This is a genomic window from Blastocatellia bacterium (genome assembly GCA_016713405.1).
Taxonomy (GTDB): Bacteria; Acidobacteriota; Blastocatellia; order Chloracidobacteriales; family JADJPF01; genus JADJPF01.
In genome coordinates, this window is record JADJPF010000010.1 from 48303 (window position 1) to 64222 (window position 15920).

At 34.0% G+C, this 15920-nt stretch carries 14 protein-coding genes; 7 read left to right on the forward strand and 7 right to left on the reverse strand.

Going from position 1 to position 15920, the window contains the following annotated elements:
- The first annotated feature begins 19 nt into the window (after positions 1 to 19).
- From IPK14_14190 to IPK14_14215, 6 genes are all read left to right on the forward strand, one after another.
- Positions 20 to 778: a DUF4384 domain-containing protein gene (locus tag IPK14_14190; protein MBK7994481.1), complete on the forward strand. Its 759-nt coding sequence runs from the start codon at positions 20 to 22 to the stop codon at positions 776 to 778.
- A gap of 35 nt (positions 779 to 813) precedes the next feature.
- Positions 814 to 1551: a DUF4384 domain-containing protein gene (locus IPK14_14195; protein ID MBK7994482.1), complete on the forward strand. Its 738-nt coding sequence runs from the start codon at positions 814 to 816 to the stop codon at positions 1549 to 1551.
- Positions 1552 to 1654: 103 nt separating this feature from the next.
- Positions 1655 to 2833 carry a trypsin-like peptidase domain-containing protein gene (locus tag IPK14_14200; GenBank protein MBK7994483.1) on the forward strand — a complete coding sequence of 393 codons (1179 nt, stop codon included), beginning with the start codon at positions 1655 to 1657 and terminating at the stop codon, positions 2831 to 2833.
- Between the two features lie 34 nt (positions 2834 to 2867).
- Positions 2868 to 3101 (forward strand): FHA domain-containing protein, encoded by a 234-nt coding sequence (locus IPK14_14205; GenBank protein ID MBK7994484.1) that lies wholly within the window; start codon positions 2868 to 2870, stop codon positions 3099 to 3101.
- A gap of 329 nt (positions 3102 to 3430) precedes the next feature.
- Positions 3431 to 4378 carry a transglycosylase SLT domain-containing protein gene (locus IPK14_14210; protein ID MBK7994485.1) on the forward strand — a complete coding sequence of 316 codons (948 nt, stop codon included), beginning with the start codon at positions 3431 to 3433 and terminating at the stop codon, positions 4376 to 4378.
- A complete protein-coding gene (locus tag IPK14_14215) occupies positions 4341 to 6332 on the forward strand; it encodes an FHA domain-containing protein (GenBank protein ID MBK7994486.1) in 1992 nt (663 codons plus the stop codon). Before IPK14_14210 ends, IPK14_14215 begins: the two co-directional genes overlap by 38 nt.
- Before the next feature lie 352 nt (positions 6333 to 6684).
- Here IPK14_14215 and IPK14_14220 read toward each other — a convergent pair whose 3' ends face one another.
- On the reverse strand, positions 6685 to 8412 hold the full coding sequence (locus tag IPK14_14220) for a proline--tRNA ligase (protein ID MBK7994487.1): 1728 nt from the start codon (positions 8410 to 8412) through the stop codon (positions 6685 to 6687).
- 135 nt (positions 8413 to 8547) lie between these two features.
- Between IPK14_14220 and IPK14_14225 the strand changes: the two genes are divergently transcribed.
- Positions 8548 to 8871 (forward strand): hypothetical protein, encoded by a 324-nt coding sequence (locus IPK14_14225; GenBank protein ID MBK7994488.1) that lies wholly within the window; start codon positions 8548 to 8550, stop codon positions 8869 to 8871.
- An 11-nt stretch (positions 8872 to 8882) separates the two neighbouring features.
- Here IPK14_14225 and IPK14_14230 read toward each other — a convergent pair whose 3' ends face one another.
- From IPK14_14230 to bamA, 6 genes are all read right to left on the reverse strand, one after another.
- Positions 8883 to 9218 (reverse strand): hypothetical protein, encoded by a 336-nt coding sequence (locus IPK14_14230; protein MBK7994489.1) that lies wholly within the window; start codon positions 9216 to 9218, stop codon positions 8883 to 8885.
- A gap of 576 nt (positions 9219 to 9794) precedes the next feature.
- Entirely contained in the window at positions 9795 to 9950 is a 156-nt protein-coding gene (locus tag IPK14_14235) for a hypothetical protein (GenBank protein ID MBK7994490.1), read from the reverse strand.
- Positions 9947 to 10981, reverse strand: coding sequence for a DUF790 family protein (locus IPK14_14240; GenBank protein ID MBK7994491.1), 1035 nt, complete (start codon positions 10979 to 10981; stop codon positions 9947 to 9949). Before IPK14_14240 ends, IPK14_14235 begins: the two co-directional genes overlap by 4 nt.
- Complete coding sequence (locus IPK14_14245) at positions 10981 to 12435, reverse strand: DEAD/DEAH box helicase family protein (GenBank protein ID MBK7994492.1); 1455 nt, start codon at positions 12433 to 12435, stop codon at positions 10981 to 10983. The genes IPK14_14240 and IPK14_14245 overlap by 1 nt, the downstream gene beginning before the upstream one ends.
- A gap of 31 nt (positions 12436 to 12466) precedes the next feature.
- Positions 12467 to 13144, reverse strand: a complete 678-nt coding sequence (locus IPK14_14250) for a SurA N-terminal domain-containing protein (GenBank protein MBK7994493.1) — start codon at positions 13142 to 13144, stop codon at positions 12467 to 12469.
- 3 nt (positions 13145 to 13147) lie between these two features.
- On the reverse strand, positions 13148 to 15913 hold the full coding sequence (bamA, locus tag IPK14_14255) for an outer membrane protein assembly factor BamA (protein MBK7994494.1): 2766 nt from the start codon (positions 15911 to 15913) through the stop codon (positions 13148 to 13150).
- Positions 15914 to 15920 lie beyond the last annotated feature (7 nt).

The following is a 15920-nucleotide window of genomic DNA, read 5'->3' on the forward strand; positions in this document are numbered from 1 at the left end:
AACAAAGGAGATAAAGATTATGAAAATTAAACAATATAAAAACAAATTAATTATTATCTTTTTGTTTTTTTTGTTAGCACAGTTTCAACTAGTCAACCTAAGTTTAGGACAAGATTCCTCATTGGTTTGGGATAAGCCTGTAGCAGTAAAACGTGTGTCTAAACCAACAAGAAAATCTGTTCCTCATCGGCGTGTAGAACGTGTTCCACTTCTAACTTTAGAATGGCGTATGTTAAAGCGAAATAGTGATGGCACTGTTCAAGAAACCAACCCAACCGCTATTTTTCATACAGGTGATCGGATACGACTAGCTATAAAAGCTAATCAAAATGTTTACCTTTATATAATTCATCATAGTGAAGGACAAGATGGCACATTAATTTTTCCAGATTCAAGGATAAATAACGGGGAAAATTATGTTAAAAAAGATCAAGAGTATGTCCTACCTGCCTATTGTCCAACTCCTGAATTTGATGATCCTCGTGATTGTTGGTGGAAAATGACTCCTCCAGCAGGAAGAGAGGAATTTACTGTTATTTGTAGTCGCGACATGATTACAAGTTTACCTAATCAAAGTTTAGACATACCAGGCACAATTAAATTAAATATAATCAATGACTTAAAAACTACTTCTGGTCAAAAACTAAAACGTACTAGCCGACCAGACCTTTCTTACTCAGAAGGAGGTAGCGGACGTTATATAACTTGGGTGACAAATACTAATGCTAAAGATAATGAAGACTTAATAGAAACAATTGTTATTACACATGGGTCTTAGTTAGGAAAAATAAGTTTCTAATGGGGGTGATAGTTATGAAACAGCTTTATTACTTGACGATTTTCTTAATAGCTATTTGTGTAATGAGCTTAACAGCTTTTCCACAAAGTAAACGCGCTCGAGGTTTATTTGTTAATAACCAAGCTGATGCAATACATATTTTGATTTTAAAGAAGATAGATGAAACTAAATTTGCTCCTGTTGATCCTAGCCGCGCTTTTCAAAAAGGAGATCAAATAAAAATTGCTTTTGAAAGTAATTTTGATGGTTTTGTCTATGTTATTAATGTAACTCCTGGAGGAAAGAAAAGAGTTCTATTTCCTTTTAATAAAGAAAGTAATCGCATAATTCATGGACAACGTTATGAATTACCTAATCTTAATACCTTTGTATTTGATGAAGAAAAAGGTACAGAGATAGTTCAAGTTATTATGTCCAAGGATGCAATAGCCTTTTTTGACCAGGCGGTAAAAAACTCTCAAGGTGAGTTAGGCGAAACAGCTTCTAGCGTTGCGGCTGAACTCTCTGGACAAGTTAACAAAACACCTAAAAGCGGTATTGTAGTAGAAAATATAACTAGTGTACTGCCTCAAAGCGGCGCAGGCTCTATGCGTCAACGAGGCATAATTTTATCTCCTGGTAAAGATAAAACTACAGAAGGAACTTATATAGCAATTCCTGATAAAGGAGGCGATCGATCAAAAGATAAAGATGCTAGTAGATTAAAAACCAATGAAGTAGCTGTTTTTGAAATTCGCTTACAACATATTTAAGGTTAAAAAATCATCTGTTGATAAAAAATAGATGAGAATTTAAGGTAAGCAAAACTATTGATAACTTCCTATTTTGCAATTTTTGCAATAAGAGGGCTAAGTTATGTTTGACAAGAGAAAAAGCTTTTTATTAATTTTGCTAATAACTATTTCTAACTTACTTTTTTCTTGTACAAAACTAGAAGATACTAAAAGATTGCCACTTGCTTTAACTAATCAACTATCGTCAAATCAGACAATAGAACAAACAAAAATATCTAAAGAAAAAGTTAGAGAAGCAATTAGCTCTATTGGGCTAATTTTAATTAGAGATAATAATAAAGAAAATTTACGGCCCCGTGGATCAGGTGTTGTTATTAGAGCAAATGGAATTATTGCTACTAATTATCATGTAATACAAAATACTCAAACAGGAGAGCTTTACCCAGAAATATTTTTTGAACTTAATAAAAATGATAGCAATATTGAACGCTATCGTTTAACAACAACCATAATCAATAAAGAGCAAGATCTTGCTTTACTTCAAGTTATCAAAGAAAGCAAAGACGAAAAAAATCAAATTTCAATTAATTTACCAGCCATAAATATAGAAACTAATCCTGTAGAACTCCTTGATGATATTGTAGTTATTGGCTATCCAGAAAAAGGAGGAAAAACAGTTACTGTTAACACTGGTATTGTAGAAGGAAAAGATTTGCTAGAGGAATGGATTAAAACAGATGCTAGGTTAATTCGTGGTAATAGTGGAGGAGCAGCAGTTAATGGTAATGGTAAATTAATTGGTATTCCAACAAAAATTGTTGTTGATAGCCAAGAAATTGATAAGGATGGTGACGGCTTTCCTGATATAACGCAATCTTATGGTGCTGTTGGATTTTTACGCCCAGCATATTTGATTACTGCTATGTTAGGGCAATTAGATAAAAATTCCTTTTCTGATAACCCCAATACAACAAACCCCCCTGATAATGTTCAACAAGTTATTCCTGTAAATTTAGTAACTGTACAAGGAAAAATTATTAAATCAGGAACAGATAATGAACCTATTGCTGGTGCGCGTGTTGGTTTGATTGCAGCAGAAACAGATGAAGTTACTCCTAAAAATCTCCTTTGTTGGGGAGGAAGCAACGCAGATGGTTGGTTTGAACTAAATAAAGCTGTTCCTCCAGGAAAATATTGCTTGAAAGTAAAGGCATTTGGCTTTGAACCATATACACAAACTATTGAAATTAAAGAAGAACAAGAAATTATAATAGTAAAATTAAGTAGGTTAGGAGGATAGACTTTCTAAGGAGATTTGTTAATGAGGTGCAAAAATGAAAACATTTTTAACAGTATTTTTACCTGATAAAACACAAAAAGATATTGAAATAATGCCTAATATAACTATTGGGCAAGCATCTGATAACTGTATTGTTATCAAGCATCCTAGCATTTCACCTTACCAAGCTATTTTAGAAAAAAGACATCAAAGCTACTATCTTACTAATCTATCAAAAAACATTCCTATATTAGTTAATGGAATAGCAATTTATGGAGAAAAAAATTAAAGCCTGAAGATAAAATTGAAATAGGAGCAAGCAAATTTATATTTCATCAAGAAGGACAAAGAATTTTACCTAAATCAACTTTTGAAAAACCTAATTTAGAAGTAGCTAAAGAACCTAATCAAGAATTAAAAAGTGATTTTGTTACAGCAGAAAAGTCACCTAAAAGTAAACCTTCTATTTTACTAGTTTTATCAGCAATAGCTTTAGGTTTAATTATTACTTTTGCTAGTATTTTTTTAGTTTTTTATCCAGAACCTCAAAAACCAACAAACCTAGTTCATATTGTTAGCCCTGCTAGTGGTTCAGTTATTCGTGCTTCTACAAGTATTTTGTTAGAAGTAAAAGACACAAAAAATATTGATACATTAATTTATCAATTAGACGGTGTAGAAATTGCTAGATGTGAAAGCCCTCCATATAAGCTTGTTATTGAGCCTGCAAAACTAGCTACAAAATTTCCTAGCTTAACAACTAGTAATCATATTCTTTCTATCACATTAGAAGATACTAAAGGAAAAAAGACTTTGCAGTCAGAAAGTTTATTGTTAGCTTTTGAAATGGCTGAAATAGCTACTGCAACTTCAACACCTGCAATAGATTCTAGTAATTATGATAGAAATATTTCTTCAACACCTAGAGTAGACATAAGCGTTATGACTACAAATTTAGTAGCTCAAATAGCACAAAAAAGTGGTTATAATTTGCGACCAGGTTTTGTAGAAAAGATACGCTTATCTACAAATAGCTATTGTATTAATACAATTAATAATGCACGTCGTAATAGAAGGGAAATCATAAAAGCTTTTAGAGACAAAGGATTACACCCTTTGTTAGGTTTTGTTTTGGCAACAAGTGAAAGTAAGTTTCAACCTTCTAATAACAATAGCAAAGTAGGTTTATGGCAGATTCCTAAAGAAATAGGGAAAAATTATCTTTTACCAGGTGAACAAGAAACAATGCTTAATGATCCAAAAAGAGGTGCAGAAATTGCAGCAGCTTATCTTAAAGATTTAATTAATGTTTTTGGCATAGACAATTTTGTTTATGCTATTGCTTGTTATGGTCAAACAGTTGGCGAAGCAGGAGAATTGCGAACTAAATTAGCAACAAGTGATTTAGCGACTACCTGGCAAAATGATTTTTGGTATACAGTAGAAAAAGGTTTGATTAGCCAAGATGCAGCAAAACATGTTGTAAATTTTTTTGCTGCTGGCATTGTAGGAGAAAATCCACAAGCCTTTGCTTTACAACAAGAAAGATTATCGTCGCTTTATTAATTTTATGACAACAATAATTTTAACTATTAGATCTCCAGAATCTACACAAAGTTTTGAGATGAAAACTAATCATCTAACCATAGGGCGTGGAAATCAAGCTAATCTTATTATTCAAAACCCTAGCCTTTCAAAAATCCATGCTAGCATTCATCAAGAAAATAGCCGTGTTTGGATACTTAATGAAAGCTCTAATGGTGAAAGTTTTGTAAATAATAAACTTGTGCCAACACAAGGATTAGCTATTAATGATGGCGATCAAATTAGATTAGGGAAAACTACATTTATTGATATATCAATTAAATCTTCCTTAACAACCGTTCATAAAAAAACTACTACACCGGTTAATAAACTTCCTAAAAATACAAGCTTGGTAAAAATTATTTTTGTAATGATTAGTTGTTTATTTGCTATAACAGGTTTAATTTGGTTTTTAACCAAAGAGCCAAACAAAATATCTAATACTACTAATATAGAAGAAGTTACAGACAATAATTTGTCTACATCAACTAATGAAACTCCTCAAACAGAAGACTTAATAACCGAAAATGATTTAGTAGAAAATAATTTACCTAAAGAAGAATTTATAAAAAAAGATGTAAAACTTTATCTAAAAATGTCAGAAGAAGAAAAACTGGAGTTTCTTGATAAACAAGCTCAACACATTTCAATGATGATGGGTAATCGTCCTTATGCTTTTACTGATGATGTTTTAGGCTATATAAAAAAATATGTTGATTCTTATGCACAAAGAGCTAATACAAGCTCTACAAGGCTTTGGGGTGAAAATCTTAATAGTCTTTATGCTCGTGCAAGTCTTTATGCTCCAGAAATTATTAGAGCCTTTAATTTGCGTGGAGTTGCGCCTGTTGTAGGACTTTATATTGTAATGATTGAAACAGAATATCATGACTGTTTGGAAAGCCCTGTAGGGGCTAAAGGACTATTTCAATTTATGCCTGCAACGGCTAGAGCTTATGGAGTAGACCCAAATGATCGTTGTGATGTAAAGAAAATGTCACCAGCAGCAGCAAGCTATATGGCTGATAGAATCACAGAATTTGGGCCCGATGCTATGAGCGTTGCTTTAGGAATAGCTGGCTATAATCGTAGCCCTGATTCTGTTAGACGAGACCTTCATGATGTTATTAGTAGTGAAAATCGTGAACGTAGTTTTTGGACTCTAGTTGCTAATTCCACAAAACTAGATAGACCGTTTCAAAATGAAAATATTAAATATGTACCAAAGTTTTTTGCTGCTGCAATTATTGGAGAAAATCCTTGGGCATTTGGGCTAAAATTAAGACCTTTATCAACTTATACTGAAAATCCATCTTCAGAGAAACTAAGAAATAGTTCCCAAGCTATAGATCAACAATTTGAAAGATCAGTTATAGAGCTAATTCGTCGTATTAGTAGTGATGATAAACCATATGTTTTTCCAGAAACAGCACTTCAAGAAATTAAAGCTAGAGTTGAAAATTATAAAAATCAACCTTTAGTAGCAAATACTTTATTTTCATTAAACCAACAAACAGAAAAACTAGCATTGCTAGCTAGACAAGAAGGCGTAGAACCAGCATTACTTTTTTATATATTGTTAGTTGAATTAACTAATAATAAAGAACACTATGAATTAAATATAATGGCTAAGAAAGTTTTAACAGAATTAATAGCTCTTAGAGCAACTTTTGGCACAACCTTAGCAGATAGTAGTCTAATTATTATTGCTGCTTATCGAATGGGGAGCGGAACAAAAAAATCTCACCCACTACTAGCAGTTATGCGTAGAATTGTTAAAAATCCACAAACAGAAAGAAATATTTGGTTTTTACGAGAACAAGGTGAAATTAATGATGATGTTTATAATTTTACTATAGATTGTCTTGCCTTAGGTCTAATTGGTCAAAACCCAAAAGCTTATGGAATAAATGCGCCTGCCATATATCAATGGTAGAGAGAGTAGCAAGCATTTGGGTAGCATTCCAATTAATCGGGGCTACTGTGAAAAGAATAGGGATGCGAAACAAAAGCAAAGAACAAACAGACTAGCAATGCTCAGTAATAGAAAAAATCATAGCAGGAACACGATAATAATATTTACTATTAATTTTAATATGTAAGCTTTTATTTTGGTCAAAGCATTGAAAAAATTTGGCAAATCCCAAAATCACAGCATATTTTACACTGAATCGATGAGGTGATTCATCGTCAATCTGTTGAAAAGTAGCTTAACTAGAATATTCTAGTAGATTATCTAGAGCAGTAAACCTATAACTTTAACTATTACAATGAGATAATACACTCTATTAGTTTGTACGGCTAACAACTTTTTCTGTAGCAATAGAATGTCTTAAAAGTTCAACAACTTGATCTAAAGCTATATCTTGATTTTGTTTTGATTTACGGGTAAAAAATTCTATTTTTCCTTCGCCTAATTTCTTTCCAACTGTAACACGATAAGGAATACCTATAAGGTCAGCATCCTTAAACTTAACTCCAGGTCGTTCATTACGATCATCTAATAAAACATCAATTCCAATAGCAATTAACTCTTTATAAAGATGTTCGCTTGCTTCACGTTGAGATTCATCATTAAAATTAGCTGGGGTAATAACTACTTCAAATGGAGCAATTGACACAGGCCAGCAAATTCCATCTTTATCATTATAAAGCTCAACTGCTGAAGCCATAATACGACCAACACCAATTCCATAACTACCCATTATAATTGGAGTTTCTTTTCCTTCTACGTTTAAGACTTTTGCTCCCATAGATTCACTATATTTAGTTCCAAGCTTGAAAATATGTCCAACTTCAATAGCTTTATCTACTCTTAATTTAGCTGAACATTGTGGGCAACCTTCACCACTTACAACTGTACGTAAATCAGCCCATTTGCTGACTTTAATGTCACGCTCAATTACTACGCCTCTTAAGTGATGATCATCTAAATTTGCTCCTGTCACCATATTGCTACGGCCTTGCAAGGCATTATCAGCAATTATAAAAGCATCTTTGACATCAACAGCACCTAATGAGCCAGGCATAGCACCTAGTAAATTTTGTATTTCTGTTGGATGTGCTGCTCTTAAATTAATTGCTCCTGTTGCATCACCAAGTTTTGTTTCATTTAATTGATGATCTCCTCTAAGTAAAACTAAAACAGGTTTTTCATCTAACATATAAATCAAAGTTTTAATTTGTCGCTCTGCTGTTGCACCACCAGGGAAAGTAGTCAAATCTTCAATTGTTCTTACTCCTGGAGTAGGGAATTTTTCTGCCTTTTCTGGTGCAGGCTCATCAACGATTGCAGGTAAAACCGAAGTTGCTTTTTCAACATTTGCAGCATATTGACAATCTGCACAACTAGCTATCCAATCCTCACCAGCATCAGAATAAACCATAAATTCACTAGATTTACTTCCACCCATTGCGCCAGAAGATGCTTCTACAATAGAAAACTCTACTCCACAACGCTTGTAAATTTGACAATAAGCCTCTCTATGTGACTCAAATGCTTGGTCTAAACCTTCCCAATCTAAATCAAAAGAATAGGAATCTTTCATAATAAATTCACGAACTCTTAAAACACCTGATTTAGGACGGGCTTCATCACGAAATTTTGTTTGGATTTGATACCAAATTTGAGGAAGTTGTTTATAAGACCGTAGCTCATCACGAGCAATTGAAGTAAAAACTTCCTCATGAGTCATTCCTAAACAAAGATCTGCACCTTTGCGATCTTTAAGACGGAACATATTGTCGCCCATTACTTGCCAACGACCTGTTTCTTGCCAAATTTCTGCCGGATTTAAGGCTGGTAATAAATATTCCTGTCCTCCAATATTGTTCATCTCTTCACGAATTATGTTTGTAATTTTTAGCAATACTCGTTGGGCAAGTGGCAAATAAGAATAGATGCCTGAAGTAAGTTGACGTATATAACCTGCACGTAGTAAAAGCTTATGGCTAATAGCTTCAGCCATTGCAGGGGTTTCGCGTAGTGTAGGAATAAATATTTTTGACCAGCGCATGAGTAATTCCTTTTGAAATATTAAAAATATTATTAACTTAGGCGTAGAAAACGAGAATGATGACTAGTTGCTATTAAAATTGTCAAGCAACTGTGGCATATAAAAGCAAGCTTATAAAATAATAAAGAGGTTTTTATGAATAACATCGAAATTGCAGAAGTAGCTCTACGTTTATGTAATTATACTAGTAAAGAAGGCGGAATAGCTATTTTAGCTTATACCAATGCAGGTACAGCAGATTTATATGTAGAGGGAAAACGCCATACAAATATCTTAACTGAACAACAAATTGTTAAAGGCCAATTCTTGCACCTACGTAGTAGCAAAGCTAAAAGCTATATAGAATTTGATTTGCTTTCCTCTATTTCACCAGAGTTATTTATAGAACTAGGCGAACTTTATAACCGTCTACTCCAAGCAAGACTTAGCCCAGAACAAATGCTTGAATTACTAAAATAATAGTTTGAAAATTAAACCTTATTATTTAGTAAGCGAAAAGAATTAAGAAATTTATTAGCCTCATCTTCACTACTACCATTACGAGTAAATGCAATAACGGCATACATATAACGGCCTACTAAGAAAAAGCGTGCTTCTGTAGTCCCAGGAGGTTCAGCAGTTTGGAATTTTATTGATGCCCCAGGATAACCACCAATAGCAAGCACTTTTTTATCAACTAGCCTGCCTTCAGAAGTGTTAAGAAAATCGTCTGCTGCTCCATCCACAGTTTTTTGTGCTGTTTCAGCAAACTTAAAACCGTCCAGGCGAGCCACTCCATAGGTGCGCGGGCCTTGATCAAGTCTCACCCGAATTTGTGGAGTGCTTTCTTCTACTGGTTGTCCTGGAGGTAATAAAACTGCAAAATTACCAGTTTTAGAAATATATTCTTTCCAGTCAGTAGCAGGTTTTGATTTATTTGCTTGTGGTAAATTATAGTAAATTAACGGTTTAGGTAAAACATTTAATGGTAAAAAAACTAAGTAACAATATAGATAAAACTAATTTCTTCATAGACAAATCTTAAAATTTAGTAATAAATAATTACCAAAGTATTTTCAAATTAATTAATGATATTTACTTATCTTTTGTAGAGAATAGGATCTCTATTAATAGTATTTTTATTAAATTGTTTATATTTAGGGCAACCATGATAATAGCCTTCTGATTTAGAGACATATTGTTTATTTACTGCCCAGTAGCCAATTAATCCTAAAAAGGAAAGCTAGAGTAAAGGCAAACATACCATAGAAAAATTTGCTTCCCATAAAATAAACTCCTAAATTTTGTTGTTAAATAAAAAAGATAAGCTAGCTAAGTATAGTCAGCCACATCAAGCATGGCAACAGGTAAAAACCTTCCATAAACAAAAATCGAATCATTATCTATAGAGTTTCTTTGTCTTCTAGATTTTCTATTACTTCTAACACAGCTTTTGGTTCTAGTTTACCCTTAAAAAAAATTACTGGCCCGGCTAGACCTGTTAAATGCTCGTCAGTAACGTTAAGCCTATCAGAAACAGCTAGTAACAAGTTTTTCATTCCTGCTTACGAGCCTTATCAAATTTACGTTTTAAGTAATCTGGATGCCAAAAGCCTACTATTTCCACATGGTTAACTCGTCCATCAGGATGACGTAGAGCAAAATCTGGAACAAAAACTGTCCCTTTTAAGTCAACTATTTCTACTTCTCGCTCTATTACCCAAACTGTATCAGTTTTTGACCAACGTTCAACAAAAGCACTTTCAAGTAAACTATCGTAAACCGGAGGCTTAGGAAAATGCGATTTTAATGCAGATTCAGAAGTTAGAGCATAAATTGTTTTTTTCCCTTTAATTTCAAGCTCTGCTTCCATTGCCCAGCGGGTTAGCTGTAATAATGCTGGCAAAAATGCAGCCATTTTTACCCCATAACGCCGGGTTTGATGAAATAAGCTTGCTGGGCCATCAACATGAATTCTATAACCATCTTCTAAATTTCCTTCTACAGCATACATTAGCCCATAAAGCTTTAAGCGATGAAAAAGCCTTCGGTATTCTCCTGGCTCGTTACGATAGGCATGAATTACCAGCCATTTAGCATAATAAAGTAACCCTTGAGCTTGAGCTAAATTATATAAATCCACTAGTTTTTCTGCTGTTGTTTCTGGAACACCTGTAAGTATGTGGTTTTCTGGCAAATCTGCATATAAAGCGTCTGGAATTGTTTCCACTGGTAAATTATGCTTAATGGCTAATTCCTGCAATACTTGCTCTTTTTGTTTTGTACCGTGACCATATTTTGTAGCTAGTAAAAATGCGTCCTCTCGTAAAACTTCAGGCTCAATTTCACAGGCAATACTAAAGTTTGCGTCTGCTAATACTAAATGGGCTAAACCTCTAACTAGCTGATAGTCTGGTGAATCGCCTTCTAAAGCTTTTAATGCTTCGTCCAACTCGCCCCGACTTTGACCGTTCTGCTCATTAATTACTTGTAAAACTTTTGCTGCCCAAGATGTTTTTTCACCTTTTAAGTAGAAAGGATAAGCTTGTCCAGCTTTAACACTATTACGTAGTAATTCGCTAGGTAGCACTAAAATTCCTCCTCGCCATCACTATCTAAATTACTGGTATCAAATAACGGTAAAGCATTATTTTGCTCATTATTAGTTGATGGTTCATCAGTATTAAGTAAGACACCTTCTCGGCGACGTTGTGAGACTCGCTCTTCTTGGGTATTACGTGTAACTATTTCATATAAAACGGCTTGCTTACCTTCTGATTTGCGTAAAATTCTCCCAAGTCGTTGAACAAATTCACGATTAACCGAACTTCCAGACAAAATTACTCCAATTGCAGCATCAGGAACATCTACACCTTCATTTAAGACTTTGCTGGTGACTAATGTTTTATAACTACTTGAGCGAAAAGAAGTTAAAATATGCTGACGCTCTTTTACTCGTGTTTGATGGGTGATACAAGGAATAAGAAAAGTTTTTGAAATTTCATAAGCTGTAGCGTTATCTTCAGTAAAAATTACAGTTTTTTCTTCTTGGTGTTGTAAAAGTATAACTTCTAAAGTACGAAGTTTTGCTGGTGCTGCTTGGGCAAGTCGTCTGGCTTCTCGGTGCGCTCTCATTGCTTGACGACCTATAGAAGTACGAGCCGACATCATAACAAAATGTTGCCAACCTGTTAGACTTCTTAAGGAAATATTATTAAGTCTTAAGAAATTATCTCGTAATTCTAATGCTGCTTGATAAGCTTGGCGTTCTGCTCCTGAAAGTTCAACATAAAGACGGCGAATTTGAAAAGGGGCTAAAATATCGCCTGCTAGCTCAATAGCTTCTCGTCGATAAACTAGCGGCCCAATTAATGCTGGTAAATCGTGATGACGTAAATCTAACCTTTCAGGTGTTGCCGTTAATCCTAAGCGATAGGGAGCAAGGGAAAATTCTGCAATATTTTTATAAAATTCTGTTGGTAAATGATGAGCTTCATCTAAAACCAACATTCCAAACAAGTTACCAAATCTTTCCATATGCCTAGCCGCAGAATCATAAGTAGCCACACTTAAATCTTTAACTTCATAATAACCGCCGCCAATTAAGCCTATTTCAACATCTGGAAAATTAGCTTTTAGCAGTGCAAACCATTGGTGCATTAAATCAAGTGTTGGAACAACAACCAAACTAGTACGCGAAGCCCAAAGTATGGCTAAAACGCCTACTAAACTTTTTCCTGCTCCTGTTGGCAAGACGATTAAGCCACGCCCTTTATTTGCTTTCCAACTCTTTATTGCTTCTTGTTGATGTGGATAAGGTGTTAAGGGTAGGGAAGTAGTAAGCTGTAACTTTCTATATTTAGCTGCTTTGTTGGTTTTAATTAAATGTTTAATTTTATTTATTACTTCAAAATAATGATGAGACGAAGCCCGGTAAGCATCAACCCTTGCATCATAATAAAAATAACTCTCAACTGATGTAGGTAATTTTGAAAAGCCTTCTAAAACTATTGTTCCTTGATCAAACCTAAGTATTTTGTCCATATAAATTTGCAATAAATATTTTTCTTAGTTTTTACTCTAATATTGTCAGTTTCAAGTTTGTTAAATCAGCTATTTTAACAATGTCTGCTTGTTGTCGTGCTGTTTCTAAAAATTGCTCAATTTGTCGGCTAACTCGTTCCTCAACCAAAATAGCTTCAATTAGCTTTCTTTCCTCGTCGCTAGACTTTTCTGGAGGAGAAAATTTTCCTTCTGATAATTTTGGTTTTACTTTTTCATCATAATATTGCTGTATTTCAAGTTCTGAAACTAACGCAAAAGCACGAAAACGAAAATCAATATATTTCAAAATTAGCAAACGATCCCGAAAAATTTGTTGTAGCACTTCGGCTGTTAGCCCGACTTTCTCAAGGCGTTGGTAAAACATTTCTTCATTAGGAAATTTTTTAACTAACTGTGTAATTGCCTGGGAAATTTCTGCTTTATCAAATTCTAGGTTAGGTAAACGGTTAGCTTCTGATAACAACAAACGTTGGTCAATTATTTGCTCTAACATTAATGATAAATTTTCGCTTAAACTAGAGCTATTAGCTACTTCTGGATTTAATGCTAAGGCCCAGACAATATCACTTTGTGTTATAGCTTCGTTATTGACTGTAGCCACTAGTTGATCAACCAAAATTGGTTGTGCAACAACTTTTATTGAAAACAAAAAAATAAATGTTAATGCTACTAAAACCTTATTTATCATATATTAAAAAGCTTGACCAAAACTAAAATGAAACTGGATTCTTCTTTCAGGTACTCCAGGATTAATTAAAAATCCCATATCAAATCTTAATGGCCCAACTGGGGTTGCAATACGTAAACCTGTGCCAATCGTGTTAGAAAATTTCTTTAATGCAATATCTGAAGTTTTTTGAAAAACATTTCCTGTGTCGTAAAATAATACTCCTCCAAGTCGATTATTAATTGGAAAACGTAGCTCTGAAATTAAGATAAGTAGTGCGTTACCGCCTACCGTTCTACCAAGCGTGTTGCGAGGGCCGGCTCTTTCAAAACCAAAACCACGCAAAGTATTTGCTCCACCTGCAAAAAATCTTTCTGTTAAAGGTAATCTTCTGCGCTCATCAAATGTTCTAGCTAGTCCAAGTTGTAAATTTGCTGCAAAAATTGCTGGAGCTTTGGTTGGAACACGTGCATAACGCTGGTGATTTGCAAAAAGCTTGATAAATTTTCTTTCACTTCCTAAAGCCGTTGAAGCTATAGACAAATCAGCAGAGGTAAAAGTCCCTTTGGTTGCATTAAAAATATTATCTCGACTATCACTAACAAATGTTCCAGAGACACGACCTAATTTAACAGGTGTTTCATTACGCCTTAGTATTATGTTATTAACTCTTAAGTCAAATACATTTACATCCTCAAATGTATAGCGTAAAAAAACATCTGTTTCTTCATTAATTTGTCGCTCTATTTGGAGTAGAGCAGTAAAACGACGAGAAGTAAAGCTAGTATCTTTACGATTCCGATAAAAGAAAACTAATAAAGGGTTAATAGGCAAACCAAAAGGTTTAGGGAAAAGGTAAGATATTTGACCCAGTTGCTCACGTGGGCTTGCCCTTAAGGTTAATGTACCGGTTTGAAGTCGTCCTAGTAAATTAACATTAGAAATTTGCAGTAGTCCCCGCGCTCCATCTTCGCTTTGATAGCCAAAGCCATAAGTTAGCGTATAAGCCATAGATTCGGCAGTTTCTACAAACACATCATGCAAAGCACGGTTTCCATCACGTGAAATTAGCTCGCTATGAATTTGAGCAGACTTAAATGCTCCTGTTGCATAAAGTTGCTGTTCGCTTTTGCTAAAATCATCTCTTTTTAAGAGGCCATTTTCTTGGAAAGTAAGATATTTTTTAATGTATTGTTCTTTAGCACGTCCACGATTATTAATAACAACACGGTTAATTACAACTTGATCACCTTCCTGGATATTAAATTTAATTTTAATATTGCTTTCATCAATATTTTCTACTTGAACAGTGACTTGTGCTTCGGCAAAGCCTTTTTTACTATAAGCATTTAAGATAGCTTCTAGGTCTTCATTTAGCCGAGAACGAGAAAAATAATCAAGTTTTCTTTTTGGTAACATACTAATGAAATCTTCATCAGTAAAGATTTCATTTCCAACAAAAGAGCGTGCTGCTATAGAAACTCTAGATCCTGTTTCTACAACAAAAGTAATTATCAAATTTTGGTTATTTGGCGATACTCCTAAACGTCGCTCTGTTACTTGTGCGTTGATGTAGCCTAAAGCTTTTAATCTATTAGAAATAGTTTCGCTATCGCTCTTAAGAAAATCTTGGCTAGTGATACCACGAGCAGAAAAGGCTGCTTTACGGGATTTTAGAGTCTCAGCAATGTCTTCTAATGTAAATTCATTTGTACCTATTAATCTTATATCTGATACTCTATAGCGTTGACCACGATCTACAGAATAAGTAATTTCTGAATTGTCTAAATCAATATCTTGCTTATTACTTTCAATAAGAGCAAAAAAATAGCCATCTTGTTGAACTAGCTCAAGTAAGTTTCTACGACCTTCTTCTATAGTAAAATCGTCAATTCCGCCTTGACGAAACATTGGAAGTATTTCACGAAGTTTGCTATTAGAAATGTCTAAACCACTTACTGAAACCGTAGTTTTTGGGCCAGAATTTATAGCTAAATTTACTTTTACTGTGTTGTTATCGCTATTATAGCTTATTTGTGGATTACCAATTTCTGGGTCAAGATAGTCTGATTGTAGGTGTCGCTTACGCAGTAAATCTATGTCTTCCTGTAAGCTAATTTGTGAAAATGGGCTTCCTTGTTGAGTTTTAAGCAGCGGTATTAAAGAAAAAGGATCAAGTTTTAAGTTTCCTGTAAAAGTTAGTGGTTCTGAAACTATAGCACGGCTACCTGCTAAAATTTGAAAATCTATATTAGCTCGTTCCTTGCTTTCATCAGGTTGTATGCTAGTGTTTATTGCTACTTGAAAGTAACCAGCATCTTGAAAAAATTTTACTAGACTTTCAGCCGACCTATCTATATTTGGTTGTGAAACTCGGCTACCTTCTTCTAATCCAATGGTACGCAAGCGTAAATCTGTAGCAGGGAAAACTTGATCACCAGAAAAAGTTATTTGGTCAATTCGTAACTGTCGAGTAATAAGAAAAGTTAAAACTAATCCTTCAGGCGTTGGGCTTGCTTCAATTGCTACTTCAGCAGCACGCCCAGATTTATAAAGCTTTAGTATAGCTTCTCGCACTTTTACAGCAGAATAAGGTTGATTAGGATATAAATTGATAATATCTCGTAGTTCTGCCTTTTCTTCTTGATCCTTAAAAGTGCTTTTAAATTTAATTTCTATTTTAGAAATTCTACTATTTTCTAAGGATTGACAAAAAACTATTGCTGGCAGGGAAATTAGCCAAAATAAACAAAATAAATAACATAAAGATTTGCTTATTTTAAGATACATAACAAAT